Source organism: Arenimonas metalli CF5-1, from assembly GCF_000747155.1.
In the GTDB taxonomy this organism is placed as follows: Bacteria; Pseudomonadota; Gammaproteobacteria; order Xanthomonadales; family Xanthomonadaceae; genus Arenimonas; species Arenimonas metalli.
In genome coordinates this window covers 31,541-57,837 of sequence record NZ_AVCK01000009.1, presented here as the reverse complement: position 1 = coordinate 57,837, position 26,297 = coordinate 31,541, and the positions used below count along the sequence as shown (strand labels likewise).

Below are 26,297 nucleotides of genomic sequence, written 5' to 3'. Positions count from 1 at the left end.
CCATGAAAGCGAAGAAAGCGCAGTACAGCCAGCGCGGCCCGGTGCCGCAGGACGTGATCGGTGCGGTCGAGTTCGAGCTGCCGGCGCTGGCGCCGGGGCAGGTGCGCGTGGCCGTGCTGGCCGCGCCCATCAACCCGTCCGACGTGCTCACGCTGACCGGCGAATACGGCCTGCTGCCGCCGCTGCCCGCCACCGGCGGCAATGAAGGCGTGGGCCGGGTGATCGAATGCGGCGAAGGCGTCGCCTCGCCCGCGGTGGGCAGCCTGGTGCTGCTGCCGGTGGGCTGCGGCACCTGGACCACGCACCTCGACCTGCCCGCCAAGCATCTGGTCGAGCTGCCGCACGACGTCGACCCGGTGCAGCTGTCCATGCTCACCGTGAACCCGCCCACGGCGCTGCTGATGCTCACCGAGTTCGTGGACCTGCAGCCCGGCGACTGGGTGATCCAGAACGCGGCCAACTCGGCCGTCGGCGGCTACCTGATCCAGCTGGCGAAGCTGCGCGGCCTGAACACCATCAACGTGGTGCGGCGCGCCTCCGCCATCGAGGCGGTGAAGGAAAGCGGCGCCGAGCACGTGGTGGTGGACGCCGAAGACCTGCCCAAGCGGGTGCGCGAGGCCACCGGCGGCGCGCACGTGAAGCTGGCCATCGACTGCGTCGGCGGCGTCAGCACCGAGAACCTGGCGCGCTGCCTCGACGAAGGCGGCACGCTGGTGAACTACGGGGCGATGAGCGGCGAGCGCTGCATGATCTCGCCGCGCTACTTCGTGTTCCGCGACATCACGCTGCGGGGCTTCTGGCTGTCGCAGTGGTTCAAGCAGGCCACGCCGCAGAAGCGGACCGAGGTCTTCGGCCACATCGCGGGCCTGATCGCGGAAGGCAAGCTGCAGGCGCGGGTGCAGGCCACCTACGACCTCGACCACATCAAGCAGGCGGTGCAGGCCGCGGCCAGCGGCGCCCGCGACGGCAAGATCATCGTCGAACCCAACGGCCCGCCGCGCGCGGCCATCTGATCCTGTGGGAGGGACTTCAGTCCCGATGAAAAAAAGGGGTCAGAGTAAATATTCGTTTGAAACGAATATTTACTCTGACCCCTTTTTTGAACCAGTTAGTTATTCGTAGCGGAGGGCTTCGATGGGGTCGAGGCTGGCGGCCTTGGACGCCGGCATGATGCCGAAGACCATGCCGACCAGGGCCGAGAAGCCCGCCGCGGCGAGGATGACCCAGAGCGGGACCGAGGCATCGGGGAAGCCCGGGATCAGATTGGCCACGCCGACGCCGATGCCCAGCCCCAGCACGATGCCGATCAGGCCGCCCAGCAGCGCCAGCAGCGCGGCTTCGAGCAGGAACTGCACCAGGATGTCGCGGCGCGTCGCGCCGAGCGCCTTCAGGATGCCGATCTCGCGCGTCCGCTCCGTCACCGACACCAGCATGATGTTCATGATGCCGATGCCGCCGACCAGCAGCGAGATGCTGACCACGCCGGCCAGCACCGCCGTCACCGTGCCGGTGATCTGCTCGAACTGCTTCACGAAGGAGTCGGCCGCCTGGATGCGGAAGTCGTCCTCCTGGTCCGGGCGCAGCCGGTGCGAGATGCGGATCGCCCGCTTGGCCCGCTCGCGCAGCGCCTCCACCTCCTCCAGGCTCTCGGCGGTGAACGAGATCGACATGCGCGGCTGCACGTCGTTGCCGGTCATGGCCCGGCCCACGTCGAACGGGATCAGCACCAGGTTGTCCTGGCTGAAGCCGAGCAGCTCGCCGCGCTTCTCCATCACGCCGGCGACCTTGAACCATTCGGTGCCGAGGCGGATGAACTCGCCCACCGGATCCTCCGGCAGCTCCAGGTCTTCGATGACCTTGTGCCCGACCACCGCCACGCGGCGCCGGCCAACGTCGTCGCTGGCGACGATGAAGCGCCCGCTTTCCGGGAAGATGCCGCGCACCACGGTGAAGTCGGCGGTGGTGCCGATCACCTGCGGGCTCGACAGCCGGCCGCGGAAGCCCACCGGCGTCGGCACCAGCATCGTCGGCACCACCTGGGCGACGCCCGGAACGCGGTAGCGCAGCGTGTCGACGTCGTTGAAGCTCAGCCGGTTCTCCTTGCCCACCGACGCATCGGCGAACGGCGTGTAGGGCTGCAGCGTCAGCGCGCTGCCGCCGAGGTCGGCGAACTGGTCCGACACCGACTTGGAAAAGCCCTGCACCAGCGACACCACCGCGATGACGGAGGCGGTGCCGATCAGGATGCCGAGCGTGGTCAGGAAGCTGCGCATCCGGTGCGCCATCAGGCTGGTCAGCGCGGCGCGGAAGGCCTCGAGGAAGGCGTACATCAGTGCACCTCGCGGGGCGGGTTCTGGCGGTCCTCGACGATCTTGCCGTCGCTGACGCGCAGGGTGCGCCGGCAGTGCGCGGCGATGTCGGGTTCGTGCGTCACCACCACCACGGTCTGGCCGCTGCGGTGGACCTCGTCGAACAGCGCCATGATTTCCGCCGACGTGCGCGAATCAAGATTGCCCGTCGGTTCGTCGGCCAACAGGATCGAAGGCTTGCCGACCAGGGCGCGGGCCACGGCCACGCGCTGGCGCTGGCCGCCCGACAGCTGGTTCGGCCGATGGCCCAGGCGATTGCCCAGGCCGACCTGCTCCAGCGCCGCCCTGGCGCGCTCCGCCCGCTCGCCGCGCGGGATGCCGCGGTAAACCAGCGGCTGCATCACGTTCTCGAGCACGGTCAGGCGCGGCAGCAGGTGGAAGCTCTGGAACACGAAGCCGATTTCCTGGTTGCGCACCTGGGCCAGCTCGTTGTCGGTCATGGACGAGGTGTCGCGCCCGTTGAGCACGTAGGTGCCTTCGCTGGGCGTGTCCAGGCAGCCGATCAGGTTCATCAGCGTGGACTTGCCCGAACCCGACGGCCCGATCAGGGCCACGTATTCGTTGCGGCCGATGTGCAGGTCGACGCCGGCCAGGGCCATCAACTCTTCCTCGCCCATCAGGTAGCGCTTGACGATGCCGCTGAGCCGGATCATTCGGAGGCGGCCTCTTCTTCCGCTTCCTCGCCGGCGTCGCCAGCCTCCGCCTCGTCGGCATCGTCGGCCTTGGCCTCGGTGATCCGCTCGCCTTCGATCAGGCCGCGCAGCAGCTTGGCCGGACCCTTGATCACGCGGTCGCCCGCCGCCAGGCCGGAGGTGATTTCCTCCCACTTGTCGTCCGACAGGCCGACTTCGACGATCACCTTGGTGGCGCGGCCTTCGCGGTCCACCCAAACGTGGCGGGTCACCTTCTTGTCCTCGTCCACCTCGGTGCCCACCGCCTCGACCGGCACGGCCAGCTTGGTGCCGCCGTCGCCGAGGAAGATGTCGGCGCGGGCGCTCATGCCCGAGCGCAGCGCCAGGCCCTCCGGCGGCGACAGTTCGGCGGTGACCAGGTAGGAGCGGCCCTGGTTCTCCAGCGTCGGCGCCAGCGCCACCTGCTCGACCTTGCCGGTGATGGCGGTATCGGGGAACGCGGCCGCGTAGACCTCGACTTCCTGGCCCAGCGCGATCTTGGCCACGTCGGCCTCGTCCACCTTCAGGTCGGCCTGGATCGACGAGGTGTCGGCGATCTTCATCAGCTGCGCGCCGGCGAAGGCGTTGGTCGAGGCAATCGCGGTTTCGCCGACCTTGATCGGCAGGGCCACGATGACGCCGCCGATCGGGGCGCGGATGTCGGTCTTCGACAGCTGCTCGCGGGCTTCGCCGAGGATGGCGTCGGCGCGGCGCAGGGCTTCCTGGCTGCTGTCGAGCTCGACCTTGGCCAGGTCGCGCGCGTTGCGCAGGTCGTCGAACTCGCTCTGGCCGATCATCTTCTGCGCCACCAGCTGCTCGCCGCGGGCCAGCCGCTTCTCGGCCAGGGCCAGCGCCAGCCGCTGGCGTTCGATGCTGATCACGGCCTGGCGGCGCGTGGCCTGCTCGCGGTCGATGGCGTTGCGGTAGGTCTCGGGGTCCAGCCGCAGCAGCAGCTGGCCCTGCTCGACCGTGTCGCCTTCCTCGACCAGGATCTCGCGCACCTTGGCCACCAGCTCCGAGGTCAGGTCGACCTCGTTGCGGTAGGCCAGCACGCCGGAGGCGAGGATGGTCGGGCGGATTTCCTGCTCGGCGGCGACGGCGATCTCGACTTCCTTGCTCGACTCGCCGCGGCCCATCTTCACCAGCAGCGGGACGGCGAGCACGGCCACGATCACCGCGACGGCGATGTACTTCTTGTTGGGTTTCATCAATCCAGTCCGTTTGCGAGGTCGGTCAGAACGCGGCGAAGGCCGCCATGACGCCGTAGATCACCACGTAAGGCAGCAGCACCACGAACAGGGCCTGGCCCCAGCCGGTGCGGTACCAGGTCTTCCAGCCGAGCGCGGCCAGGAACCACACCCAGAGGTTGAGCAGGCTGAAGCTGCGCGCCAGCGTGGCCCAGGGGTGGCCGGTCTCGAGCTGCACGAACAGCGGGTCGACGTTGAGCAGCTGCATGGACTCCAGGCTCGACTGCGGCGAGCTGGTGTAGACGCCAATGATGGCGATGACCGCACCCAGCACCATCGGCATGGACGACCAGGCCGCCAGCGACAGGCCATGGCGGAAGCTGGTCGGGTTGCCGCTGATCTTGCCGGCCAGCATGTAGTACAGGGCCAGCAGGCTGAAGATGATGGCGAACACGATCGGCGTGGTGACCGCACTGATGTAGCCCAGCGTGCGGGCACCCGGCATGAACTGCCTGGCCTGCTCGAGCTCGGCCTTGCTCATGTCCTGGGCCGCGGCCTGCAGCTGGTAGTTGGTGAACCACTCGGGGTCGACGTTGAAGAAATAGAGCAGGCCCGAGAGCGTGGTGGCCAGCACGACGACCAGGGCCGGCACCAGGAAGCTGGGCTTGTCCTTGAGCCCGGCGAAGACCTTGCCCGGTTCCAGGAAGATATTGATCAGCTGCGACATCGTGTTTTCCCCGAGAAATAAGAAGGTGGAGCGGCGATTCCCCGAATCGCCGGTGGATGGTAGGTGAAGACGGTGGCGCCGTCCCATGACAAGTGTCCTAGTCATCCACGCTTACCCAGACGGGCGCACCGGGCAAAACGTGACAGGCTGGCTTCACGCGGCGTAACGCGGGGCTTGGAATGATCCGGGTTTCCCGCCCGCCCAGGACCGCCGCCATGCCCCGACCGCCGCGCCAGACCGCCCGCGATTTCGACCCGCGCGTGATGCAGCTGTTCGACCAGTACGTGCACGGCCTGATCGACCGGCGCGGTTTCCTGCAGGGCGCCTCGGCCCTCGCCTTCAGCGCCAGCGCGGCGGTGGGCTTGCTGGCCTCGCTCAGTCCGCGCTTCGCCGAGGCGCGGCAGGTGGCCACCGACGATCCGCGGATCGACGCCCGCCACGTTGAATTCGATTCCCCGGAGGGCTACGGCAAGGGCCGCGGCTATCTCGTGCGCCCCGCGCAGGCCGGGGGCCCGTTGCCCGCCGTGATCGTGATCCACGAGAACCGCGGCCTGAACCCGCACATCGAGGACGTCACCCGCCGCCTTGCGCTCGAGGGCTACCTCGCGTTCGCGCCCGATGCGCTGTTCCCGCTGGGCGGCTACCCCGGCGACGAGGATGCGGCCCGCACCCTGTTCCAGCAGCTCGACCAGGCCAAGACTCGCGAGGACATGCTGGCCGCGGCCGCGTACCTGGCCACCGTCACCGGCGGCAACGGCCGCATGGGCGCGATCGGCTTCTGCTACGGCGGCGCCATCGCCAACTTCCTGGCCACCCGCCTGCCCGGCCTGCGCGCCGCGATCCCCTTCTACGGCAGCGGCGCGCCGCTGGCCGACGTGCCGGCCATCAACGCCGAGCTGCTGGTGGTACTGGCCTCGGACGACGAGCGCGTCAACGCCGGCTGGCCCGCCTACGAGGCGGCCCTCAAGGCGGCCGGCAAGGCCTACACGCTGCTGCAGCCCGCTGACACGCTGCACGGGTTCCACAACGACACCACGCCGCGCTACGCCCCCGAGGCCGCGAAACAGGCCTGGGAAGCGTCGCTCGCCCTGTTCGCGCGGACGCTGAAGGGCTGAGGCCCGCTGCGGGCTATCGTTCCCTGCGTGGAACGATAGCTTGTCGATAAACCGGATTGCTGTTGTTTTTGTCGGCTCGCATAGTAAGCGCCACGCCAGACCCTCCGCTTTCCGACGGCATCCCGCCGCCCCGGACCGCCTGGCAAGGGAGCCGCCCATGAACGCCTTCGCCACCCTGCCCGGCCGCCTCGGCCTCGGCCTGTTCTTCGTCCTGTTCGGCCTGCTGGTGCAGAACGCCGAAGGCGGTGCGCGATGATCGCGCTGCGCCCCGCCGCCGAGCGCGGCCATGCCAACCACGGCTGGCTCGATTCCTGGCACAGCTTTTCCTTCGCCGACTACCGCGACCCGGACCATGTGCACTGGGGCCCGCTGCGCGTGATCAACGAGGACCGCGTCGCCGCCGGCCAGGGCTTCGGCACCCACGGCCACCGCGACATGGAGATCATCAGCTACGTGCTCGAGGGCGCGCTGGGCCACAAGGATTCGATGGGCAACGCCGCCAGCATCGTGCCGGGCGAAGTGCAGCGCCTGAGCGCCGGCACCGGCATCACCCACTCCGAGTACAACTACGACGCCAGCGGCACCACCCATTTCCTGCAGATCTGGATCATCCCGAAGTTCATGGGCGTGAAGCCGGCCTATGCCCAGAAGACCTTCACCGAGGCCGACAAGCGCGGACGCCTGCGGCTGGTGGTGAGTCCGGACGGTGCCGAGGGTTCGGTTTCGATCCAGCAGGACGCGCGGATGTACGCGGGGCTGTTCGACGATGCGGAGTTCGCGACGCTCGCGCTGGCGCCGGGCCGCCTCGGCTACGTGCACCTGGTGCGCGGCCAGCTCGAGGTCAACGGCCACGCGCTGCGCGCCGGCGACGCACTCAAGCTGCGCGACGAACCCGAAGTCCGGCTCCGTGCGGGCAAGGACGCCGAGGTGCTGGTGTTCGACCTGCCGCCGCTGGACTGAGCGGCGCCGGGACGCGGGGGCGCGGCACCCAGCGCCTGCGCAGGCAGGCGCCGGCGGTGAATGCAGTGGGCACGGCGAGCGCGGGCATAATCGGGACAAGACCCCACCGGAGCCCGCCGTGTCCCGACCCGCCCTTCGCCTCTGCCTGCCGCTGCTGCTCGCGCTCCCGCCCGCGGCCTTTGCCGACACCGCGCCTGCGGCCATCGCGGCCCCCGATGTCGCCACCGTCGCCGAGGCCACGCGCCGTGCTTTCGACGTACCCGGCATCGCCGTGGCCGTGATCAAGGATGGCGAAGTGGTGTTGGCCGAAGGCTTCGGCGCACGCGAGGCCGGCAAGCCGGCCCCGGTGACCGCGGACACGCGCTTCGCCATTGCCTCGCTCACCAAGGCCTACACCTCCGCGGCACTTTCGATCCTGGCCGACGAAGGCAAGCTGTCGCTGGACGACCGGGTCGTGGACCACCTGCCGTGGTTCCAGATGTCGGATCCGTACGTGACGCGCGAGATGCGCCTGCGCGACCTGCTCACGCACCGCAGCGGCCTGGCGCTGGGCGCCGGCGACCTGCTGTTCTGGCCCACCACCACGCACGACACCCGCGAGATCGTCCGCCGCCTGCGGCACGTGCCGCTGGAGACCAGCTTCCGCGCCGACTACGCCTACGACAACGTGCTTTACGCCGTGGCGCAGCTGGTGATCGAAGATGTGTCCGGACTTTCGTACGGCGAGTTCCTGCGCCAGCGCATCTTCCAGCCGCTGGGCATGGGCGACACCGTGGTCAACGCCGACCACCTGCCCACGGGCGCCGACGTCGCGACCGGCCACGCCAAGTTCGACTTCACCGACCTGCGCCCGGTGCCGCCGATGACCTGGAGCAACAACCAGGCCGCGGGCGGCATCTACTCCAGCGTCAACGACCTCGCGAAGTGGATGCGCGTGCAGCTCGACGGCGGCGTGATCGGCCAGGATGCCGACGGCAGCGAGCGCCGCTTGTTCAGCGCCGGGCGCCATCGCGCGATGTGGGAAGTGGTTACGCCGATCCGCGTGCCGGCGCAGCCTGCAGTGCCGGCGCTGGCGCCCGCGCTGCCGCAGTTCGCCGGCTATGGCGAGGGCTGGTCGATCACCGAATACCGCGGCCAGAAGCTAGTCTCGCACACCGGCGGCTGGCCCGGCATGGTCTCGCGCCTCACCCTGGCGCCCGGGCTCGACCTGGGCGTGGTGGTGCTGACCAACCAGGAGGTCGGCGCGGCCTTCAACACGGTGACGATGGAAGTGCTGGACCACTACCTGCAGGCGCCCGACACCGACTGGGTGGCGGCCTACGCCGAAGCCGTGGCGAAATCCCGCGGCGCGGCCGACGATAAGTGGGAAGGCCACCAGCGCGCCCGCGAACGCCGCAGCCAGCCCTCGCTGCCGCTGTCGCGCTACGCGGCGACCTATCGCGACCCGTGGTATGGCGACGTGGTGATCGCGCTGGAGGACAAGCGGCTGGTGATGCGCTTCGCGCACACGGCGCAGCTGGTCGGCGAACTCGAACACTGGCAGCACGACACCTTCATCGTCCGCTGGAAGGATCGCGCGCTCAACGCCGACGCCTTCGCCACCTTCGACCTCACGCCCGACGCCACCGTGCGCGAGCTGCGCATGGAAGCGGTGTCCTCGCTCACCGACTTCAGCTTCGACTTCCACCACCTGCGGCTGGCGCCGGTGCGCTAGGGACTGACGCCCGGCGTCCGCAAAGAAAAAGGGGATGCCGCCCTCCGTGGCGACATCCCCCCGGGGAGACTCAGCAGACGCGGAGCAGGCCGTCGCTGCGGGCGGCGGTGTAGGAGCTGTCGCGGCCGTAGCCGCTGCTGCGGCCGTAGCCGGTGCCGAAGTCGCGCTGGCGGTAGCGGCTGGCGATGCGGACCGGGGACGGGGCGGCGACGGCTTCCAGCGCCGGCGTCGCGACGGCGGCGGCGGGCTGGTCGGCCAGCACCGGGGCGTTCGGGAAGAGGCGGTAGAAGTCGTTCAGGGTCTTCATGGCGGCGGCCTGTGAGTTGGTGTGTTGGTAATCTACAACACCAAAGCATTGCCGCCATGGGCCGGAAGTCAGGGGGGCGTGATTATTTTCACGACCCCTTTCCGATCAATGGCTTGCGCAGAATCCCACCCTCAGGCCGAACCTCGCGTGATGGCGCTCAGGCGGCCGACCCGCTCCAGCAGGTCCGTCAACGGCGTCTCCAGGGCATGGCCGCGGACCTTGTGGCTCATCAGGCGGAGGCGCTGTTCGGCCTCGACCTCCTGGCCCAGCCGCTCCGCCATCAGCTCGCTGGCGGTCATCACCACCTGGGGGGCCCGGGCGTGGCCGGGGAAGCGGGTTTCGAAGCCTTCCGCCAAGGCCACGGCCAGCTGGGCCTGCCCGCTGCGCGCCGCCTGCGCGACCAGGCGGGCCACGTCGTCCGGCAGGTCGTGGCGGTAGGACGAATCCAGGGCGCGCTGCTCGGCGAGCACGGCCAGCGCGCGTTTGTCCTGGTTGGTGGCCAGCAGCCGGCTGATGTACTCGCGCCCGTGCTCCAGCAAGCCGGCGGAATCATTGCCCTGCCTGAGGTACTGGCGATAGCGGTCATGCAGCGCATCGGAGGCGCCGCGGCCGCGGAACATGTCCTGCAGCCGCCGCGCGGCGCCGGCGAGGTCGCCCTCCTCCGCCAGCGCCTCGGCTTCGGCCACGGCCTCGTCTTCCATCGGATTGGCGAAGCGGGCGCGCGGCACCGCAGGCGCCACGTCCAGTCCCAGCGCCGCGTGGTTGGCATGGATCACGTAGCCCAGCAGGTGGTAGCCCGCGACCAGCAGGTACAGGCTGACGAAGCTGCCCGGCAGCTGCGCCATCGTGCCGGGCAGCGCCATCATCAGCAGCACCTGCAGCACGATCGACACGATCACCATCGACGCCAGCAGCCCGACGGCGCCGAAGTACACGCCGCCCAGCCGCCCGATCAGCGGGAACCACGCCAGCGGGTTGAGCGCGCGCGGCAGGCTGTCGTCCACCGCCAGCAGCATCACCGCCGCCGGCAGGAAGACCACCGCCAGGCCGAGCAGGCACAGCGCCACCGCCGGGCTGCCCCAGAGCGCGATCGCCTGGATCGGCAGGAACACCACCAGCATCAGCAGGATCTGGTTCACGGCCTCGCCGTCGGTGGCCATCATGTCCTCGGCGCCCATCGGCTCGAAGCGGCCGTGCACGGTGTTCACCAGCGCCTCGACCGCGAGCTTGAAGCCCATCACCCAGAACGCGAGCTCGAACACCAGGCCGAGCAGGCTGGGCAGGTGGTTGAGCAGTCGCAGCAGGCACAGCGCCGCGATCATCCACAGCATGGTCGTGTGCGCGGGATAGGCGAAGATCGCCGGCAGGCGTTCGGACACGGGCTGGATCGGCGCGGCGTTCGCGGGCATCAGGCGGGCACTCGGAAACCTGGGATTCCCGAGGCTAGGGCTTGGCGCCGGATGAGGTCAAAGTGTTTCTGCGTCGATGCCGGTGTAGAGGGTGTGGCGCGCACCCCGTGCGAAGCCGACCAGGGTGAGCCCCGCTTCTGACGCCAATCTCACTGCCAGCGCGGTCGGTGCCGAGATCGCCGCCACCAGCCCGATGCCGGCGGTCGCGGCCTTGTGCACCACTTCGTAGCTGGCGCGCGAGGTCACCAGCAGCTGCTGCGGGCTGGCGCCGTGGCGGAGGGCGGCGCCGATGGCCTTGTCTATCGCGTTGTGGCGGCCGACGTCCTCGCGCACGTGCAGGTGCAGCACGTCGTCCAGCACGGCGGCGGCATGGACGCCGCCGGTGAGTGCATTGAGCGGCTGCCGCGCCTGCAGTTCATCGAACAACATCACCAGCCGGCCAGAGACGGCGGGCAAGCCACGCACGCGCCGGATCGGACGGATGGCGTCGGCCAGCGACTCGGTGCCGCAAAGTCCGCAGCCGGTGCGCCCCGCCAGGTTGCGCCCGCGCGACACGAGCGCGTCGAAGGCCGCCTGCGGCACGTGCAGGTGCAGGGCGATGCCGTCGCCGTGCCGCATCTGGTCCACCACGCGCACCTCGCCGGCCTCCGCCACCAGGCCTTCACTGACGCTGAAGCCGACGGCGAAATCCTCCAGGTCGGCCGGCGTCGCCATCATCACCGCATGCGGGTGGCCGTTGTAGAGCAGCGCCACCGGCGTCTCCTCCGCCAGCGGCTCGTCCACCGCCTGGCCAACGCCCGCCACGAAGCGGCGGGCGCGCACGCGCCGGTGACCGTCGTTCACGGCGACAGCGCCGCGCCGAGATCGCGGGTCGGCCGCAGGCGCACGGGGATGGATTTCGAGGCCGGCGTCCGCGCGCGTTCGGCGTGGTGGTCCAGCGGCACCAGGCCGTTGGTTTCCGGGTAGTACGCGGCCAGGCAGCCCGGCGGGATGGCGTGCTCGACCAGCAGGAAGCGCGTGGCCTCGCGCTCGCCGTCGTGCCAGACCGAGACGATGTCGACCCACTGCCCCGCGGCCAGGCCCAGCCGCGCCAGGTCGGCCGCGCTGATGAAGCAGACCCGGCGCTCGCCCGAGACGCCGCGGTAGCGGTCGTCCAGGCCGTAGACCGTGGTGTTGTACTGGTCGTGGCTGCGGATCGTCATCAGCGTCATCAGGCCGGCGCCGGGCGCCGCGGTGCGCGGCACAGGATGCACCACGAAGCGCGCGCGCTCGCCCGGCACGTTCCACTGGCAGCGTGCGGCCGCGTTGGGCAGGCGGAAGCCACCCGGCGTGCGCACGCGGGCATTGAAATCCTCGAAGCCATCGATCACTTCGGCGATGCGGTCGCGGATGCGGTCGTAGTCCTCCACCAGCCAGCGCCAGGGCGTGCGCGAGGCCGGCAGCGTGGCCTCGGCCAGGCGCGCGACGATCGCGGGCTCGCTCAGCAGGTGCTCGGACGCCGGCGGATTGGTGCCGCGCGAGAGGTGCACCATGCTCATCGAATCCTCGACCGTCACCGCCTGCGGACCCGCGGCCTGCGCGTCGAGTTCGGTGCGACCCAGGCACGGCAGGATCAACGCCTGGCGGCCATGCACCAGGTGCGAGCGGTTGAGCTTGGTGGACACATGCACGGTCATCTCGCACTGGCGCAGCGCGCGGGCGGTGAATGCCGTGTCCGGCGTGGCGGCGGCGAAATTCCCGCCCATCGCGAACAGCACCCGGCACTCGCCGCGCGCCATCGCCCCGATCGCACCCACGACGTCGTGGCCGGGCTGGCGCGGCGGCGCGAAGCCGAAGGCCTCGCCCAGCCGGTCCAGGAATTCCGGCGAGGGCTTCTCGTCGATGCCCATCGTGCGGTCGCCCTGCACGTTCGAGTGCCCGCGCACGGGGCAGGCGCCGGCGCCGGGCTTGCCGAAGTTGCCGCCGGCCAGCAGCAGGTTCACCAGCATCTGGATCGTCGCCACGGCGTGGCGGTGCTGGGTGATGCCCATCGCCCAGCAGACGATGGTGGCGCCGGAGCCGGCGTAGACATCGGCCGCCTCTTCCATCTGCGCGCGCGACAGTCCCGATTCCGCTTCGAGCAACGACCAGTCCTCGGCGAGCAGGTCTTCGCGCAAGGCGTCGAAACCCTGGGTGTGCCGCGCCACGAACTCGTGGTCGAGGGCGTCTCGCTCGAGCAGCCGCTTGAGCATCCCCTTCACCGCCGCCAGGTCGCCGCCGATGCGCAGCGGGTAGTAATGGCTGGCGATCGGCGTCGAGCCACCGGCCAGCTCCAGCGGATGCTTGGGATCGGCGAAGCGCTCCAAGCCCCGCTCGCGCAGCGGGTTGAACACGACGATGCGACAACCGCGGCGGGCGGCGCTGCGCAGCTCGCCCAGCATGCGCGGATGGTTGGTGCCGGGGTTCTGCCCGAACACGAAGATGGCCTCGGCCTTCTCGAAGTCGGCGAGCGTGACCGTGCCCTTGCCGACGCCGATCTGCTCGGTCATCGCCAGGCCGGAGGCCTCGTGGCAGAGGTTCGAGCAGTCCGGCAGGTTGTTGGTGCCGAACTCGCGCACGAACAGCTGGTAGAGGAAGGCCGCCTCGTTGCTGGTGCGCCCCGAGGTGTAGAACAGCGCCTGGTCGGGGTGGTCCAGCGTCTTGAGCGCCACCGCGATCCGCGAGAACGCCTCGTCCCAGCGGATCGGGTGGTACTTGTCGTCGGCCGGGTCGTAGGCCATGGGCTCGACCAGCCGGCCCTCGGCTTCCAGCGAGTAGTCATCCCAACGCGACAACTCCGACACGGTGTGCGTGGCGAAGAACTCCCGCGTCGCGCGCCGCCGCGTCGCCTCCGCGGCCACGGCCTTCACCCCGTTCTCGCAGAACTCGAACGAGGACTGCGGATTGCGGTCGGGCCAGGCGCAGCCCGGGCAGTCGAAGCCGTCGGGCTGATTGGCGCGCAGAAGGGTGCGGGCACCGCGCCCGACGATGCCCTGCTCGCGCACGTGGCGGAAGGAGCTGGCGAGGGCATCCCAGCCGCCTGCGGCGCCGGGATAGGGGGCGATCTTTCGCGTCATGCCGCGAGGCTAGTCCCGCGCCCGGCGGCCGGCAAGCGAAACGCGCGCCGGGCAGCCCGGGCCGCCCGTCAACGTCGGATCAGCGCGCCCTGGCGCGCGGAGACCAGACGATGTTGACCGAGGTCAGCGTGTCGGTACGCTTCACGCCCTCCGGCGCCTCGGTGTTGTGGCGGGCCTGGAAACCCGCCTTCAGCGCCAGGGTCTTGTTGATGCTGACCGCGATGCCGATGTCGTTCTGCGCGAAGGTGTTCTCCGGCGTGGCCTCGACCAGCAGCGTGTTGTAGAACTGCGTGGATTCGGTGACCTGGTGCTGGTAGTCGGCGTAGCCGCGCAGCAGCGCGTCGGTCTCCGAGCCACCGCCGTCGGCCAGGCGCGCGTGGCGCAGGCCGGGGCCGCCCTCGAGCTGGAACGTGTGGTCGTCCTCCTTCAGCAGCCAGGCGCCGTAGTTCACGGCCAGGGTCGACTGGTGCTCGTAGGCCGAGAAGTCGTCGCGCTCGTGGCGGGCCGCGCTGCCCAGGTACTGGCGCTCGCCCAGCAGGCGCGCCGTCTTGGCGCCCAGCTCGAAGCGGTTGGCCGTGGCCTCGTCGTCGGCCTCGGCGCGCAGCGCGGCCAGGAAGTACTCGTGGGTCCAGAGCTCATCCTCGCCCTTGATCGCGAATTTGCCGTTGGCGCTCGACGTGTTGGAGTTGCCGGAGGTGTTGACCAGGCCCAGCTCGGCCTTCGGGGTCCATTCGGCGGCGGCGGGGGCGGACAGCGCCAGCAGGGCCAGCGGCAGCAGGGATCGGATCATCGGGCGAGGCGCCTTCGTGCGGACTAGGCCCGTCATTAGAACCGGGGGCGCATGAATCCTTGCGGAAGCGGCGCGCTGCGCGCGCCTCAGCCGATCTCGCGCAGCTTCCAGTTGCCGCGACCGGTGGCCTTGGCGTCGTACAGCGCCTGGTCCGCGGCCAGCATCAGCGCCTTGGCATCGGCTCGCCCGTGGCTGTAGGCGATGCCGATGCTGGTGCCGACCTGGCGCGCCGCGCCCCCCACGGTCACCGGCGTGCGCATCCGCTCGAGCAGCTTGTCGGCGAAGCCGGTGGCGCTGTCGAGCGAGCCCACGCCCTCGACCAGCACCGCGAACTCGTCGCCGCCCACGCGGGCGACCAGGTCCCCGGCCCGCACGCAGGCCGCGAGCCGGCGGCCGAACTCCTGCAGCACCTCGTCGCCGGCCGCGTGGCCCAGGCCATCGTTGATGCCCTTGAAGTGGTCGATGTCCATCGTCAGCAGCGCCAGCGGCGCCTGCTGCCGGACGCTGCGCGCCAGCGCCGCGCCCAGCCGCTCGTCGAAATAGCGGCGGTTCGCGAGCCCGGTCAGCGAATCCTTGCGCGCCAGGGTTTCCAGCTCCTGCTCGGCCTGCTTGAGCTGGGTGATGTCGTAGGTGAAGGAGAAGAAGCCCTGCTGCACGCCGTCCGGGCGGACGTCGGGCACGTAGGTGGTCTGGTAGTGGTAGTGGCGCCCGCCCACGTCGTGCTCGCCGGAATAGGTGACGCGTTCGCCCGCCAGCGCCCGTTCGATGTGCGGACGGATCTCGCTGTAGATGGCTTCGCCGCGGATCTCGCGCACGGTCTTGCCGACCAGGCCGCCCTCGACGTGGCCGAACAGCCGCTCGCCGACCGCATTGGCGAAGGTGTAGCGCTCCTGCAGGTCGATGTGGGCGATCATGGCCGGGATGTTGTCGGTCACCGCGCGCAGCCGGGCCCGCGTCGCCTCCAGCGCCTGCTCGGCGCGGACCTTGATGCTGATGTCGCGGCCGGCGTAGACCAGCTCCTGGCCCCCGTCGGCGCCGCGCACGCGGCGCACCACGGCCTCCAGCCAGATGTAGTGCCCCGAGGCGTGGCGGGCACGGTAGCGCAGCGTCTCGGTCCCGCCGTCGCGCATCACGCGGCCCAGCAGCTGGCCCACGGCCTCGCGATCGTCGGGATGCAGCAGGTCCGGGCGCGGCGAGGCCAGCTCGCCCGGCTCGATGCCCAGGATGTTGCGCACCGACGGCGACACGTACAGGCGTTCGCCATCGGCACCGATGCGCAGCACGAGGTCGCTGGCGTTGTCGGCCAGCGTCCGGTATTCCAGCTCGCGCTCGCGCAGCCGCGCCATCGTCTCGGCGAGCCGGCGATGGCCGCGCCGCTGCACCCAGAACAGCGCCGCGAGCGCGGTCAGGGCCACCATGCCCAGCGCCATCAGCAGGTTGCCCAGGCGGTTGGTCTGTGCCAGCGCTTCGCTGCGTTCGCGCGCCAGGGCGCTCTCGCCCTCGAGCCGCAGGATCTCGTTCTCGCGCTCGGCGTACTTCAGGCGGGCGTCGAAGTCATCGGCCGCCTGCGCGCGCTCGGACTGGGCGATGGCGTTGTCCAGCGTCAGGAAGCGCTGGAACAGCGGCGCCAGCTCGGGGCTGCCCGGATCGTGGCGCAGCAGCACCCGCACCAGCTCGCGCAGTACGCGCAGCTCGTCGGACTGCAGTTCCAGCAGCCGGAACGAGCGCTGCGCCGCCAGCAGTTCGCGGGTGGCGGCGGCACCGTCGCCGGCGTCGGCCGCGGCCAGGCCCAGCACTTCGTGCCCCAGCCCGCGCAGCTGCGAGTTGCGGAGCTTCTCGGCCATCGCCAGCACGCGGGTGCCGTTGCGCTGCTGGGTCGCGGTGTCGCCGCCGATGCGGGCCACGCGCGCGCCCTCGAGATAGAGCTCGGCCTCGAGCTTGGGGTCCTCCAGCCGCTGCGAGACGCGGGTCGCCGCGACCAACGACTCGCGCGCGGGCTCCACTTCGCCCAGCTGGGCCTGGGCCCGCGCCAGGTTGCGCAGCAGGCGCGCCCGCATGGCCAGGCCCTCGTTCTCACCGAGCAGCTGCAGCCCCCGGCGCGCGTAATCCGCGGCGACGGCGTGCTTGCCGATGGTGTAGCTGAGCGAGGAATAGGCCAGCAGCACGTCGGCCAGCAGCTCTGGCTGCGGATCCTGCTTCAGCGCCAGCTCGGCCTCGGCCAGCAGGCGCTCGCCGCGGGTGTAGTCCTGCATCGCGATGCGGGCGCGGCTTTCGGCGATCAGGCCACGGACCGCCAGGTGCGGCAGCCCGGCCTCGGTGGCGGCGCGGCGGGCCTCGATGCCGGCCTCGCGCTGGCAGTCCCAGTCGGCGACCACGCGGCAGGCGTTTGCCCGCGCCAGCTCCAGCCGGGCGACTTCGCGGGGGTCGCTGGCCAGCCGCGCACTGATGAGGGCCGGACCGAGCTCGCCCAGCACGGCCTCGGGCTCGACCAGGGCGCGGAGCTCCAGGGGGTGGCGGTCCAGCGTATCGACCGGCACGGAAGGCGGGGCGCCCGGCGCCCCGGGGGGTGCGGGCGCCCTGGCCGACGCGGCCTGCGGGCCGGGCGACGCCTGCGCGAGTCCGCTGGCCAGGCCCAAGGCAAGGCACCCGCCCGCCAGGATGGCCGACCAGGCTGAACGCTTGCCTGCCGGATCGCGGTAAGGGCCCATGGACGGCCAGCCTACGCTGGCGGCTCCCCCGCCAACAACCCGCCGTACCATGAACCGGGGGCCCATCGTTTAGAGCACGGCCCCAGCCCGCCCCTGAGACCCTTCCACCATGACGCCGACCCGCCGCCGCCCGACCCGGCCCTCGATGCGCCCCGAGCGCACCGACGTGCTGCGCCTGGCCGACGGCCGCGAGCTGTGGCTGCGCCCGGTGCAGCCCGCCGACGCCGGGCCGATCGCCGGTGGGTTCGAGCTGCTCGGCGAAGAGGAAGTGCGAAGCCGCTACCTGCATCCGGTGAAGGCCCTGAGCGAGGACTACCTGCGCCAGCTGGTCGCACCGACGCCCGGCGAAGGCTTCGCGGTCTGCGCGGCCGAACCGCTGCCGCCGGGCGAGGCCCTGGTCGGCGCCTTGGCGCGCCTGACCCGCGACCCGGGTCGCGACAGCGCCGAGTTCGCGATCCTGGTCTCGCACTTCGTGTCCGGGCAGGGCCTGGGCCAGCTGCTGATGCTGCGGCTGTTCGAATGGGCGCGCGCGCACGGCATCCACCGGATCTGGGGCGACGTGCTGGACGGAAACACCGCGATGATCGCGCTGGCGCAGTCGCTGGGCTTCGAACGCCACGCCAGCCCCGACGACCCGGGCCTGGTGCGCGTCACGCTCGAGCTCGCGGCGCCGCCCAAGCGCCGGCGTTGACCCGCCCGCGACCGCCGGCTGCGGTAAACTCCGCGGCCCCATGACCCGTCCCCTCCTTCCCTCCGCGCCGCGCCCCAAGGCGGGCCAGCAGCGCGCGCTCTGGCGCGCGCCGGCCAGCGCCAGCGCCATGGCCCTGGGCCTGGCCGAGGCCGCGCGCGCGCACGACGGCCTGGTGCTCGCCGTCACCCGCGACAGCCACGCCGCGCAGTCGCTCGAGCACGACTTGAAGGTGCTGGCCGGCGACCTGCCGGTGCTTCACTTCGCCGACTGGGAAACCCTGCCCTACGACCTGTTCAGCCCGCACCCGGACATCGTGTCCCAGCGCGTGGCGGCGCTGTACCGGCTGCCGACGGCGCGCAAGGGCGTGCTGGTGGTGCCGGTGGCCTCGCTGATGCAGCGCCTGCCGCCGCCGAGCTGGATCGCCGGCAACACGCTGGACCTGCACAAGGGCCAGAAGCTCGACTTCGACGCCGAGAAGCGCCGGCTCGAGGCCGCGGGCTACCGCAACGTGCCGCAGGTGCTGGACCCGGGCGACTTCGCCGTGCGCGGCGCCCTGCTCGACCTGTATCCGATGGGCGCCGACCTGCCCTACCGCATCGAGCTGTTCGACGACGAAATCGACTCGCTGCGCACCTTCGACCCCGACACCCAGCGATCCGACCATGCGGTCGACAGCGTGCGCCTGCTGCCGGCGCGCGAGTTCCCGCTCGACGAGGCCAGCACCAAGCGGGTGCGCGAGGCGCTGCGCGAGCGCTTCGACTTCGACCCGCGCCGCTGCCCGCTATACCAGGACCTGAAGGAAGGCGGCGCGCCGGCCGGCATCGAGTACTACCTGCCGCTGTTCTTCGACCAGACCGCGAGCCTGTTCGAGCACCTCGGCAAGGACACGCTGGTCGTGCTCGGCGACGGCGCGCCCGAGGCCGCGGTGGCGTTCTGGGCGCAGACCAGCGACCGCTGGGAGCAGCGGCGCCACGACCTGGAGCGGCCGATCCTGGCGCCGGCCGACCTGTTCCTGCCGCCGGAAGAATTGCGCGCGCGCCTGAACCAGGTCGCGCGCATCGAGGTCTGCGGCGAAGGCCACCCGCAGCGCGACAAGGCCGTCGCGATGGCCGAACAGCCGGCGCCGTCGCTGGCGTGGAGCCAGAAGGGCGGCGACCCCGGCAGCGCGCTGCACGGCTTCCTGCGCGCGTATCCGGGCCGCACGCTGCTGGCCGCCGACTCCGCCGGCCGGCGCGAGGCGCTGATCGAGATGCTGGCCTCGGCCGACCTCAAGCCGGCGGTGGTCCCGGGCTGGGATGCCTTCCTGGCCGGCGACGAGAAGTTCGCGATCACGGTCGCCGGGCTGGAGGACGGTTTCGCCCTGGTCGAGCCGCCGCTGGCGGTGCTGACCGAGCGCCAGCTCTTCCCCGAGCGCGCCGAGCAGAGCCGCCGGCGCAAGCGCGCCACCCGCGACCCGGACACGGTGCTGCGCGACCTGAGCCAGATCACGATGGGCTCGCCGATCGTGCACGAGGACCACGGCGTGGGCCGCTACCAGGGCCTGGTGACGCTCGACAGCGGCGGCATCACCGGCGAGTTCCTGCAGATCGAATACGCCAAGGGCGACAAGCTCTACGTGCCGGTGGCCCAGCTGCAGCTGGTCAGCCGCTACTCCGGCGCCTCGCCCGAGCTGGCGCCGCTGCATTCGCTGGGCGGCGAGCAGTGGGAGAAGGCCAAGCGCAAGGCCGCCGAGAAGGTGCGCGACGTCGCCGCCGAACTGCTGGAGATCCAGGCGCGGCGCCACGCGCGCCAGGGCCTCGCGCTCGGCGTCGACCGCGCGATGTACGAGCCGTTCGCGGCCACCTTCCCGTTCGAGGAAACGCCCGACCAGCTGGCCGCCATCAACGCCGTCATCGCCGACCTCGGCCAGCCCACGCCCATGGACCGCGTGGTCTGCGGCGACGTCGGCTTCGGCAAGACCGAGGTCGCGGTGCGCGCCGCCTTCGTGGCCGCCACTGCCGGCAAGCAGGTGGCCGTGCTGGTGCCGACCACGCTGCTGGCCGAGCAGCACTACCGCAACTTCCGCGACCGCTACGCCGACTGGCCGCTGAAGGTGGAAGTGCTGAGCCGCTTCAAGTCGGCCAAGGAAGTGAAGGCGGCGCTGGCCCAGCTGGCCGAGGGCAAGATCGACGTGATCGTCGGCACGCACCGGCTGCTGCAGGGCGACGTGAAGTTCCACGACCTGGGCCTGGTGATCGTGGACGAGGAGCAGCGCTTCGGCGTGCGCCAGAAGGAGGCGCTGAAAGCGCTGCGCGCCGAGGTGCACCTGCTGACGCTGACCGCCACCCCGATCCCGCGCACGCTGAACATGGCGATGAGCGGCCTGCGCGAACTCTCGATCATCGCCACCCCGCCCGCGCACCGCCTCGCGGTGCAGACGGTGGTGACCGCCTGGGACCCGGCGCTGCTGCGCGAGGCCTTCCAGCGCGAACTGGCGCGCGGTGGCCAGGTCTACTTCCTGCACAACGAGGTCGACACCATCGAGAAGATGGCGCGCGACCTGGCCGAGCTCGTGCCCGGCGCCCGAATCCGCGTTGCCCACGGCCAGATGCCCGAGCGCGAGCTCGAACAGGCCATGCTCGACTTCCACCGCCAGCGCTTTAACGTGCTGGTGTGCACCACCATCATCGAGTCGGGCATCGACATCCCGAGCGCTAACACCATCATCATCCACCGCGCCGACCGCTTCGGCCTGGCGCAGCTGCACCAGCTGCGCGGCCGCGTCGGCCGTTCGCACCACCGCGCGTATGCCTACCTGGTGGTGCCGGACAAGAAGGCGATGACCAGCGACGCCGAGAAGCGGCTCGAGGCGCTGGCTTCGCTCGAGGAACTGGGCGCGGGCTTCACCCTCGCCACCCACGACCTCGAGATCCGCGGCGCCGGCGAGCTGCTGGGCGAAGACCAGAGCGGCCAGATGGCCGAGATCGGCTTCTCGCTGTACACCGAGCTGCTCGAGCGCGCGGTGAAGTCGATCAAGTCCGGCAAGATCCCCGACTTCGACCCGGCCACCCGCCACGGCGCCGACGTCGAGCTGCATATCCCGGCCCTGATCCCCGAGGACTACCTGCCCGACGTGCACGCGCGCCTGACGCTGTACAAGCGCATCGCCGGCGCCCGCGACGAGGACCAGCTCAAGGAGCTGCAGGTCGAGATGGTGGATCGCTTCGGCGTGCTGCCGGACCCGGCCAAGCAGCTGTTCGCCGTCGCCGAACTCAAGCTCGCCGCGACCCCGCTGGGCATCCGCAAGCTCGAACTCGGCCCGACCGGCGGGCGGCTTTCCTTCCTGCCGCAGCCGACCATCGACCCGATGTCGGTGATCCGCATGATCCAGTCGCAGCCGCGCGTTTACGCAATGGAAGGCCCGGAGAAGATCCGCATCCGCCTCGAGATGCCGGACGCCACCTCGCGCCTGCGCACGGCCAAGGGATTGCTGGCGGTCTTGGCCAAGGGCTGACGACCGCTTGGCGTCGCCCCGCCCCGGGGCCAGAATGGGGCAACGAGACCCTGGGACACGCGCATGGACGAAGGCATCCGCAACGACGCACCGAGGATGGCGGGCCGGATCACGCGAGGCATCACGCTGCCACCGCCGATCGGCGCCAACGGCACGCGGGGTCCGCAGTGAGCCGGGCCCTGCTCGCGCTCGCCTTCGCGCTGATGGCTTCCCTGCCCGCCCTCGCCGACGCCGACGTGCTCGTGGTCGTGGTGCGCCACGCCGAGAAGGCCACGAATGACGCGCGCGATCCCGACCTCAGCACCGACGGCGAAGCCCGCGCCCGCGCGCTGGCCGCGGCGCTCGCCGGCAGCCGGCTCGATGCCGCCTACGCCACCCAGTTCAAGCGCACGCAGCAGACGGCCGCCCCGGCGGCCGACGCGGCCGGCCTCGATGTCACCGTCCGGCCCGTCGACGGCAGCAACGCGGCGAGCTACGCCGCCGACCTCGCCCGCGACCTGCGCGCCCTGCCGGCCGGCAGCGTGGTGCTGGTGGTCGGCCACAGCAACACGGTGCCCGGCATCGTCGCCGCGCTCGACGGCCGGCCCGAACGGGCGATGCCCGAGACCGAGTACGACCGCTTCACCACGGTGCGTTTGCGCGCGGATGGCGGCGCCGACACCGTGGTCTCGCGATACTGAGCCTTAGCCGGCGCCCCGCCTGCCCGCGCGCCTGCTTTTTCGACTGCAACATCCCGTTCCGCGTCCACGGTGGTGGCCGCGCCGCGATCGCGGCATGCTGCTACGACCCGTAAAGCCGGAGTCGGCCATGACCCTCTCGATCCCCCCGCGCGTGCACGACCTCGGCGGCGGCTTCACCGTCAAGCGCCTGCTGCCGCACGCCAAGGCCCGCACCGTCGGCCCCTTCGTGTTCTTCGACCACATCGGCCCGGCGGAACTGGGGCCGGACCAGGGCCTCGACGTCCGCCCGCACCCGCACATCGGCCTGGCCACGGTCACCTACCTGTGGGAAGGCGCGATCATGCACCGCGACAGCGTCGGCTCGGTGCAGGAGATCAACCCGGGCGACGTGAACTGGATGACCGCCGGCCGCGGCATCGTGCACTCCGAGCGCACGCCCGACCGCCTGCGCGGCAAACCCCAGCGCATGCACGGCCTGCAGACCTGGGTGGCGCTGCCGCAGGCGCACGAGGAAGACGCGCCTTCGTTCGCGCACCACCCGAAGGCGACGCTGCCGGTAGTCTCGCGGCCCGGCGCCACCCTGACCATCGTCGCCGGCCACGCCTTCGGCGAGCGCGCGCCGGTGGCGGTGCTGATGGACACGCTCTACGTCTCGATCGACCTGGAGCCCGGCTGCGCGCTGGCGATCCCGGCCGAACACGCCGAGCGCGCGCTCTACCCCGTGTCCGGCGAACCGACGCTGGATGGCGAACCGCTGCCGCTCGAACACCTGGCCGTGCTCGACGCGGGCACCGAGCCGCTGCTTCGCGCAGGCGACACCGCGGCGCGGGTCATGCTGCTGGGCGGTGCGCCGCTCGACGGCCACCGCCACGTCTGGTGGAACTTCGTGTCCAGCTCGCGCGAACGCATCGAGCAGGCCAAGCAGGATTGGCGCGACGGCCGCCTCGGCCAGGTGCCCGGCGAAACCGAGTCGATTCCCCTGCCCGAGCGCTGAGGCGCGTCAGCCCAGCGCGGTCGGCACCTCGACCTCGCCGGTGAGGATGCGGTGCACCGGGCAGGCGTTGGCGATCTGCAGCAGGCGCTCGCGCTGTTCGTCGTCGAGCGGGCCCGACAGGTGCACGGTGCGCTGGATGACGGCCTTGGCCTTGTCGCGCGACGCGAAGTCGAGCTTCACCTCGACGCCTTCCAGCGGCCACTGCTTGCGCTGCGCGTACATGCGCAGCGTAATCGCGGTGCAGGCGCCGAGCGCGGCCAGCACCAGTTCGTCGGGCGCCGGGCCGGTGTCGCCGCCACCGAGGTCCACCGGCTCGTCGGCCACCAGGTGGTGGTGCCCGACCACCAGCTGGGTGGCGTAGGAGGGATAGCTGCTGCCGATCTTGGCGCTGGTGTGGCGGGCGGACATGGCGTGCTCCTGGGGAAGGGGTCGCGGCGCGCGGACTCAGAACCGTCCGGCCTGGAAATCCTCGAAGGCCTGGCGCAGTTCGGCCTGGGTGTTCATCACGAACGGACCGTAGCGCGCCACCGGCTCGCGCAGCGGGCGGCCCGCGACCAGGATCAGGCGCGTGCCGGCGGCGGCGCCGGTGAACCGTACTTCGTCGCCGGGACCCAGCACGGCCAGCTCGCCGGCCGACACCGGCACCGCGTCGGCGCCTTCGCCCACCGCGATCGCGCCCTCGTAGACGTAGGCGAAGACCGAATGACCCGCAGGCAGCGCGTGCGTGAATACCGCGCCCTCCTCGAGCCAGAGGTCGAAGTAAGTCGGATCGGTGGCCGGCTGGCGGATCGCACCCTCGCGGTCGCCGAGGCGACCGGCGATCAGCTTCGCGCGCACGCCGGGCGCCACGTCCACTTCCGGGAAGCGGTCCGGGCCGTATTCCTGGTAGCGCGGCGCGGTCATCTTCTCCGCGGCGGGCAGGTTCACCCACAGCTGGAATCCGCGCATGCGGCCTTCCTCCTGCTCGGGCATCTCGGAGTGGACGATGCCGCGGCCGGCGGTCATCCACTGCACGGCGCCGGGCACGAGCACGCCCTCGTTGCCGTGGTTGTCCTTGTGGCGCATGCGGCCGTCGAGCATGTAGGTCACCGTCTAGAAGCCGCGGTGCGGATGCGAGGGGAAGCCGGCGAGGTAGTCCTCGGGCCGGTCGGTGCCGAACTCGTCGAGCATCAGGAAGGGATCGAGGTCGGGCAGCTGCGGCGTGCCGATCACGCGGCGCAGCTTCACGCCGGCGCCGTCGGAGGCGGGCATGCCGCGCAGCTTGCGAAGGACGGGGCGAACGGATGGCATCGGGGGTCTCCGGTGGCGGCGTCGAAGCGCCATGTCGGCAAGATAGGGCCGGCGGCCGGCCTTCACATCCCCGCGGACCGCAACGCAGGGTTGCATGGTGCCCGCGTACACGCCAGTCTTGCGTCCGGAGACAGGCGTGCACTGCGTTGTACCCCCTAGCGCCTCCTTCAGCCCCCGCCCCCCGCCCATGGCACTGAACCCGATGCCGATCACCCGCCGTGCCAGGACCGTCCCGATGCCGCCCCCCGGGGCCGTCGACGCGGACCGCCTGCCGACGCTGGTGGCGCCGCGGCTGCAGCTGCGCTGGATCGAGCCCGCGGACCTCGACGACCTCTACGGGGTGTTCTCCGACCCCGACGTCACCCGCTACTGGAGCCACCTGGCCTGGACCAGCCCGGACGAGGCCACGATCTACCTCGAGGCCATCCACCAGGGCTTCCAGCAGGGCAACCTGTTCCAGTGGGGCATCGCCCTGCGCGGCGACGACCGCATCATCGGCTCCACCACGCTCTACGACATCGACCACGCCCAGGGGCGGGCCGAGCTGGGCTTCGCCCTCGCCCGCGACCACTGGGGCCGGCGCTATGCCCGCGAGGCACTCACGGTGCTCCTGGACCACGCCTTCGGCCCGATGGCCATGCGCCGCATCGAGGTCGACGTGGATCCGCGCAACCTGCCCTCGCTGCGCACGCTCGAGGCGCTGGGCTTCCGGCGCGAAGGCTATCTTCGCCAGCGCTGGCAGGTCGGCGGCGAGCTGCAGGACAGCGTGCTGATGGGACTGCTGGCCAACGACTGGCGCGCGTCCCGCTGAACCGGGCCCGGGCCGCCGGCCCGCGTTGACACCCCCCGGGCACCGCGCCGAACATGAGGCTCCATTCGAGTCGCCTGGAGTCCGCCATGTCCCCGTCCCTGCGCCTGAGCCTGATCGCCTCGGCCCTGCTGCTCGCCGCCTGCGGCCGCGGCGGCGATCCCGCCGAATCCGCGGCGACGCCCGCGGCCACGCCGGCGCCTGCCGGGCAGGAAGTCGTCTACGTCTACAACTGGTCGGACTACATCGCCGACGACACGCTGGCCAACTTCGAGCGCGACACCGGCATCCGCGTGGTCTACGACAACTACGACAGCAACGAGATGCTCGAGACCAAGCTGCTGGCCGGCGCCTCGGGCTACGACCTGGTGTTCCCGTCGGCACGCCCGTTCGCGCAGCGGCACGTGCAGGCGGGCATCTATGCGCCGATCGACAAGGCGAAGCTTTCGAACTACGGCAACCTCGACCCGGCCATCCTCGCCGGTCTGGTGGACGTGGACCCGGGCAACACCCACACCGTGCCCTACATGTGGGGCACCACCGGCCTGGGCATCAATGTCACCAAGGTGAAGGAAATCCTCGGCGAAGACGCGCCGCTCGACTCCTGGGCGCTGCTGTTCGACCCGGCCAACGCCGCCAAGCTGGCCGAGTGCGGCATCAGCGTGCTCGACGACGAGCAGGAGGCCTTCGCCGCCGCGCTGATCTACCGCGGCCGCGACGCCAACGCCCTCACCGGCGACGAGACCCAGGTGGTCACCGACACCTATGCCGGCGTGCGCGAGCACATCCGCTACTTCAACTCCTCCAAGTACATCGACGACCTGGCCAACGGCGACCTGTGCCTGGCGATGGGCTATTCGGGCGACGTCTTCCTGGCGGGCGACCGCGCCGAAGAGGCGGAGAACGGCATCGAGATCGCCTACGTCATCCCGAAGGAAGGCGCGGTTCGCTGGGTCGACCTGATGGCGATCCCGAAGGACGCACCGCACGCGGCCAACGCGCACGCGCTCATCGACTACCTGCTCAAGCCCGAGGTCTCGGCCGGCATCACCAACTACGTCGCCTATGCCAGCCCGAACACGGCGGCCACGGCGCTGGTCGATCCGGAAATCACCGGCGACCCGGCGATCTACCCGCCGGCCGAAGTCATGGCCAAGCTGGTCGACCCGATCACCTTCGCCCCCGAAGTCACCCGCGAACGCGTCCGCGCCTGGACCACCATCAAGACCGGCCGCTGAAGTACACGTGCGCCTTGCGCACGGACGGCGGCACACCGGTACATCCCGGCT

Annotated in this window: 21 protein-coding genes and 1 pseudogene; 10 read left to right on the top strand and 12 right to left on the bottom strand. The window is 71.0% G+C overall.

Features of this window, described 5'->3' with window-relative positions; genetic code table 11:
• Positions 1 to 2 precede the first annotated feature (2 nt).
• A complete protein-coding gene (locus N787_RS02660) occupies positions 3 to 1,013 on the top strand; it encodes a zinc-dependent alcohol dehydrogenase family protein (RefSeq protein WP_034210589.1) in 1,011 nt (336 codons plus the stop codon).
• 99 nt (positions 1,014 to 1,112) lie between these two features.
• On the opposite strand, the gene N787_RS02655 is transcribed toward N787_RS02660, so the two are convergent.
• The 4 genes from N787_RS02655 to N787_RS02640 are packed head-to-tail and all read right to left on the bottom strand — an operon-like array spanning position 1,113 to position 4,954.
• Positions 1,113 to 2,330: an ABC transporter permease gene (locus N787_RS02655; protein ID WP_034210587.1), complete on the bottom strand. Its 1,218-nt coding sequence runs from the start codon at positions 2,328 to 2,330 to the stop codon at positions 1,113 to 1,115.
• On the bottom strand, positions 2,330 to 3,022 hold the full coding sequence (locus N787_RS02650; RefSeq protein ID WP_034210585.1) for an ABC transporter ATP-binding protein: 693 nt from the start codon (positions 3,020 to 3,022) through the stop codon (positions 2,330 to 2,332). The genes N787_RS02655 and N787_RS02650 overlap by 1 nt, the downstream gene beginning before the upstream one ends.
• Positions 3,019 to 4,248: an efflux RND transporter periplasmic adaptor subunit gene (locus N787_RS02645; protein ID WP_034210579.1), complete on the bottom strand. Its 1,230-nt coding sequence runs from the start codon at positions 4,246 to 4,248 to the stop codon at positions 3,019 to 3,021. Before N787_RS02645 ends, N787_RS02650 begins: the two co-directional genes overlap by 4 nt.
• A gap of 25 nt (positions 4,249 to 4,273) precedes the next feature.
• The gene (locus N787_RS02640) at positions 4,274 to 4,954 is read right to left on the bottom strand and encodes a YIP1 family protein (protein ID WP_034210577.1); all 681 of its coding nucleotides are present in this window, start codon (positions 4,952 to 4,954) and stop codon (positions 4,274 to 4,276) included.
• A 215-nt stretch (positions 4,955 to 5,169) separates the two neighbouring features.
• Between N787_RS02640 and N787_RS02635 the strand changes: the two genes are divergently transcribed.
• From N787_RS02635 to N787_RS02625, 3 genes are all read left to right on the top strand, one after another.
• A complete protein-coding gene (locus N787_RS02635; RefSeq protein ID WP_034210576.1) occupies positions 5,170 to 6,069 on the top strand; it encodes a dienelactone hydrolase family protein in 900 nt (299 codons plus the stop codon).
• Positions 6,070 to 6,321: 252 nt separating this feature from the next.
• Entirely contained in the window at positions 6,322 to 7,029 is a 708-nt protein-coding gene (locus tag N787_RS02630) for a pirin family protein (protein ID WP_034210575.1), read from the top strand.
• Positions 7,030 to 7,231: 202 nt separating this feature from the next.
• On the top strand, positions 7,232 to 8,743 hold the full coding sequence (locus tag N787_RS02625; RefSeq protein WP_245593947.1) for a serine hydrolase: 1,512 nt from the start codon (positions 7,232 to 7,234) through the stop codon (positions 8,741 to 8,743).
• 70 nt (positions 8,744 to 8,813) lie between these two features.
• On the opposite strand, the gene N787_RS02620 is transcribed toward N787_RS02625, so the two are convergent.
• From N787_RS02620 to N787_RS14195, 6 genes are all read right to left on the bottom strand, one after another.
• Complete coding sequence (locus N787_RS02620; RefSeq protein WP_034210573.1) at positions 8,814 to 9,050, bottom strand: hypothetical protein; 237 nt, start codon at positions 9,048 to 9,050, stop codon at positions 8,814 to 8,816.
• A gap of 131 nt (positions 9,051 to 9,181) precedes the next feature.
• Positions 9,182 to 10,459, bottom strand: a complete 1,278-nt coding sequence (locus tag N787_RS02615; protein ID WP_034210571.1) for a hypothetical protein — start codon at positions 10,457 to 10,459, stop codon at positions 9,182 to 9,184.
• A gap of 57 nt (positions 10,460 to 10,516) precedes the next feature.
• Complete coding sequence (fdhD, locus tag N787_RS02610) at positions 10,517 to 11,302, bottom strand: formate dehydrogenase accessory sulfurtransferase FdhD (RefSeq protein WP_034210569.1); 786 nt, start codon at positions 11,300 to 11,302, stop codon at positions 10,517 to 10,519.
• Positions 11,299 to 13,554 (bottom strand): FdhF/YdeP family oxidoreductase, encoded by a 2,256-nt coding sequence (locus N787_RS02605; RefSeq protein ID WP_034210568.1) that lies wholly within the window; start codon positions 13,552 to 13,554, stop codon positions 11,299 to 11,301. The genes fdhD and N787_RS02605 overlap by 4 nt, the downstream gene beginning before the upstream one ends.
• A gap of 79 nt (positions 13,555 to 13,633) precedes the next feature.
• Complete coding sequence (locus N787_RS02600) at positions 13,634 to 14,344, bottom strand: DUF481 domain-containing protein (RefSeq protein WP_034210567.1); 711 nt, start codon at positions 14,342 to 14,344, stop codon at positions 13,634 to 13,636.
• An 86-nt stretch (positions 14,345 to 14,430) separates the two neighbouring features.
• A complete protein-coding gene (locus N787_RS14195; protein ID WP_084590591.1) occupies positions 14,431 to 16,881 on the bottom strand; it encodes a GGDEF domain-containing protein in 2,451 nt (816 codons plus the stop codon).
• Positions 16,882 to 17,161: 280 nt separating this feature from the next.
• Here N787_RS14195 and N787_RS02590 point away from each other — a divergent pair, with 280 nt between their 5' ends.
• The 4 genes from N787_RS02590 to N787_RS02575 all read left to right on the top strand — a co-directional run bounded on the left by N787_RS02590 (position 17,162) and on the right by N787_RS02575 (position 22,910).
• Positions 17,162 to 17,743 (top strand): GNAT family N-acetyltransferase, encoded by a 582-nt coding sequence (locus N787_RS02590; RefSeq protein ID WP_245593943.1) that lies wholly within the window; start codon positions 17,162 to 17,164, stop codon positions 17,741 to 17,743.
• Positions 17,744 to 17,783: 40 nt separating this feature from the next.
• Complete coding sequence (mfd, locus tag N787_RS02585; protein ID WP_034210563.1) at positions 17,784 to 21,236, top strand: transcription-repair coupling factor; 3,453 nt, start codon at positions 17,784 to 17,786, stop codon at positions 21,234 to 21,236.
• A 167-nt stretch (positions 21,237 to 21,403) separates the two neighbouring features.
• Positions 21,404 to 21,916, top strand: a complete 513-nt coding sequence (locus tag N787_RS02580) for a histidine phosphatase family protein (RefSeq protein WP_034210562.1) — start codon at positions 21,404 to 21,406, stop codon at positions 21,914 to 21,916.
• Positions 21,917 to 22,043: 127 nt separating this feature from the next.
• On the top strand, positions 22,044 to 22,910 hold the full coding sequence (locus tag N787_RS02575) for a pirin family protein (RefSeq protein ID WP_084590589.1): 867 nt from the start codon (positions 22,044 to 22,046) through the stop codon (positions 22,908 to 22,910).
• Positions 22,911 to 22,916: 6 nt separating this feature from the next.
• Here N787_RS02575 and N787_RS02570 read toward each other — a convergent pair whose 3' ends face one another.
• A complete protein-coding gene (locus tag N787_RS02570; protein ID WP_034210558.1) occupies positions 22,917 to 23,318 on the bottom strand; it encodes an OsmC family protein in 402 nt (133 codons plus the stop codon).
• Positions 23,319 to 23,354: 36 nt separating this feature from the next.
• Positions 23,355 to 24,200: pseudogene (locus N787_RS02565) on the bottom strand (pirin family protein).
• Positions 24,201 to 24,435: 235 nt separating this feature from the next.
• Between N787_RS02565 and N787_RS02560 the strand changes: the two are divergent.
• Together N787_RS02560 and N787_RS02555 are read left to right on the top strand one after the other, a co-directional pair.
• Positions 24,436 to 25,011, top strand: coding sequence for a GNAT family N-acetyltransferase (locus N787_RS02560; RefSeq protein ID WP_052575075.1), 576 nt, complete (start codon positions 24,436 to 24,438; stop codon positions 25,009 to 25,011).
• 86 nt (positions 25,012 to 25,097) lie between these two features.
• Entirely contained in the window at positions 25,098 to 26,246 is a 1,149-nt protein-coding gene (locus N787_RS02555) for a polyamine ABC transporter substrate-binding protein (protein ID WP_034210556.1), read from the top strand.
• The last annotated feature ends 51 nt before the right edge of the window (positions 26,247 to 26,297 follow it).

Coding starts and splice junctions, on each gene's coding strand:
- N787_RS02660 (WP_034210589.1), top strand. CDS start 3: ATGAAAGCGAAGAAAGCGCAGTACAGCCAGCGCGGCCCGGTGCCGCAG.
- N787_RS02655 (WP_034210587.1), bottom strand. CDS start 2,330: ATGTACGCCTTCCTCGAGGCCTTCCGCGCCGCGCTGACCAGCCTGATG.
- N787_RS02650 (WP_034210585.1), bottom strand. CDS start 3,022: ATGATCCGGCTCAGCGGCATCGTCAAGCGCTACCTGATGGGCGAGGAA.
- N787_RS02645 (WP_034210579.1), bottom strand. CDS start 4,248: ATGAAACCCAACAAGAAGTACATCGCCGTCGCGGTGATCGTGGCCGTG.
- N787_RS02640 (WP_034210577.1), bottom strand. CDS start 4,954: ATGTCGCAGCTGATCAATATCTTCCTGGAACCGGGCAAGGTCTTCGCC.
- N787_RS02635 (WP_034210576.1), top strand. CDS start 5,170: ATGCCCCGACCGCCGCGCCAGACCGCCCGCGATTTCGACCCGCGCGTG.
- N787_RS02630 (WP_034210575.1), top strand. CDS start 6,322: ATGATCGCGCTGCGCCCCGCCGCCGAGCGCGGCCATGCCAACCACGGC.
- N787_RS02620 (WP_034210573.1), bottom strand. CDS start 9,050: ATGAAGACCCTGAACGACTTCTACCGCCTCTTCCCGAACGCCCCGGTG.
- N787_RS02615 (WP_034210571.1), bottom strand. CDS start 10,459: ATGCCCGCGAACGCCGCGCCGATCCAGCCCGTGTCCGAACGCCTGCCG.
- N787_RS02605 (WP_034210568.1), bottom strand. CDS start 13,554: ATGACGCGAAAGATCGCCCCCTATCCCGGCGCCGCAGGCGGCTGGGAT.
- N787_RS02600 (WP_034210567.1), bottom strand. CDS start 14,344: ATGATCCGATCCCTGCTGCCGCTGGCCCTGCTGGCGCTGTCCGCCCCC.
- N787_RS02590 (WP_245593943.1), top strand. CDS start 17,162: ATGACGCCGACCCGCCGCCGCCCGACCCGGCCCTCGATGCGCCCCGAG.
- mfd (WP_034210563.1), top strand. CDS start 17,784: ATGACCCGTCCCCTCCTTCCCTCCGCGCCGCGCCCCAAGGCGGGCCAG.
- N787_RS02575 (WP_084590589.1), top strand. CDS start 22,044: ATGACCCTCTCGATCCCCCCGCGCGTGCACGACCTCGGCGGCGGCTTC.
- N787_RS02570 (WP_034210558.1), bottom strand. CDS start 23,318: ATGTCCGCCCGCCACACCAGCGCCAAGATCGGCAGCAGCTATCCCTCC.
- N787_RS02560 (WP_052575075.1), top strand. CDS start 24,436: ATGCCGCCCCCCGGGGCCGTCGACGCGGACCGCCTGCCGACGCTGGTG.
- N787_RS02555 (WP_034210556.1), top strand. CDS start 25,098: ATGTCCCCGTCCCTGCGCCTGAGCCTGATCGCCTCGGCCCTGCTGCTC.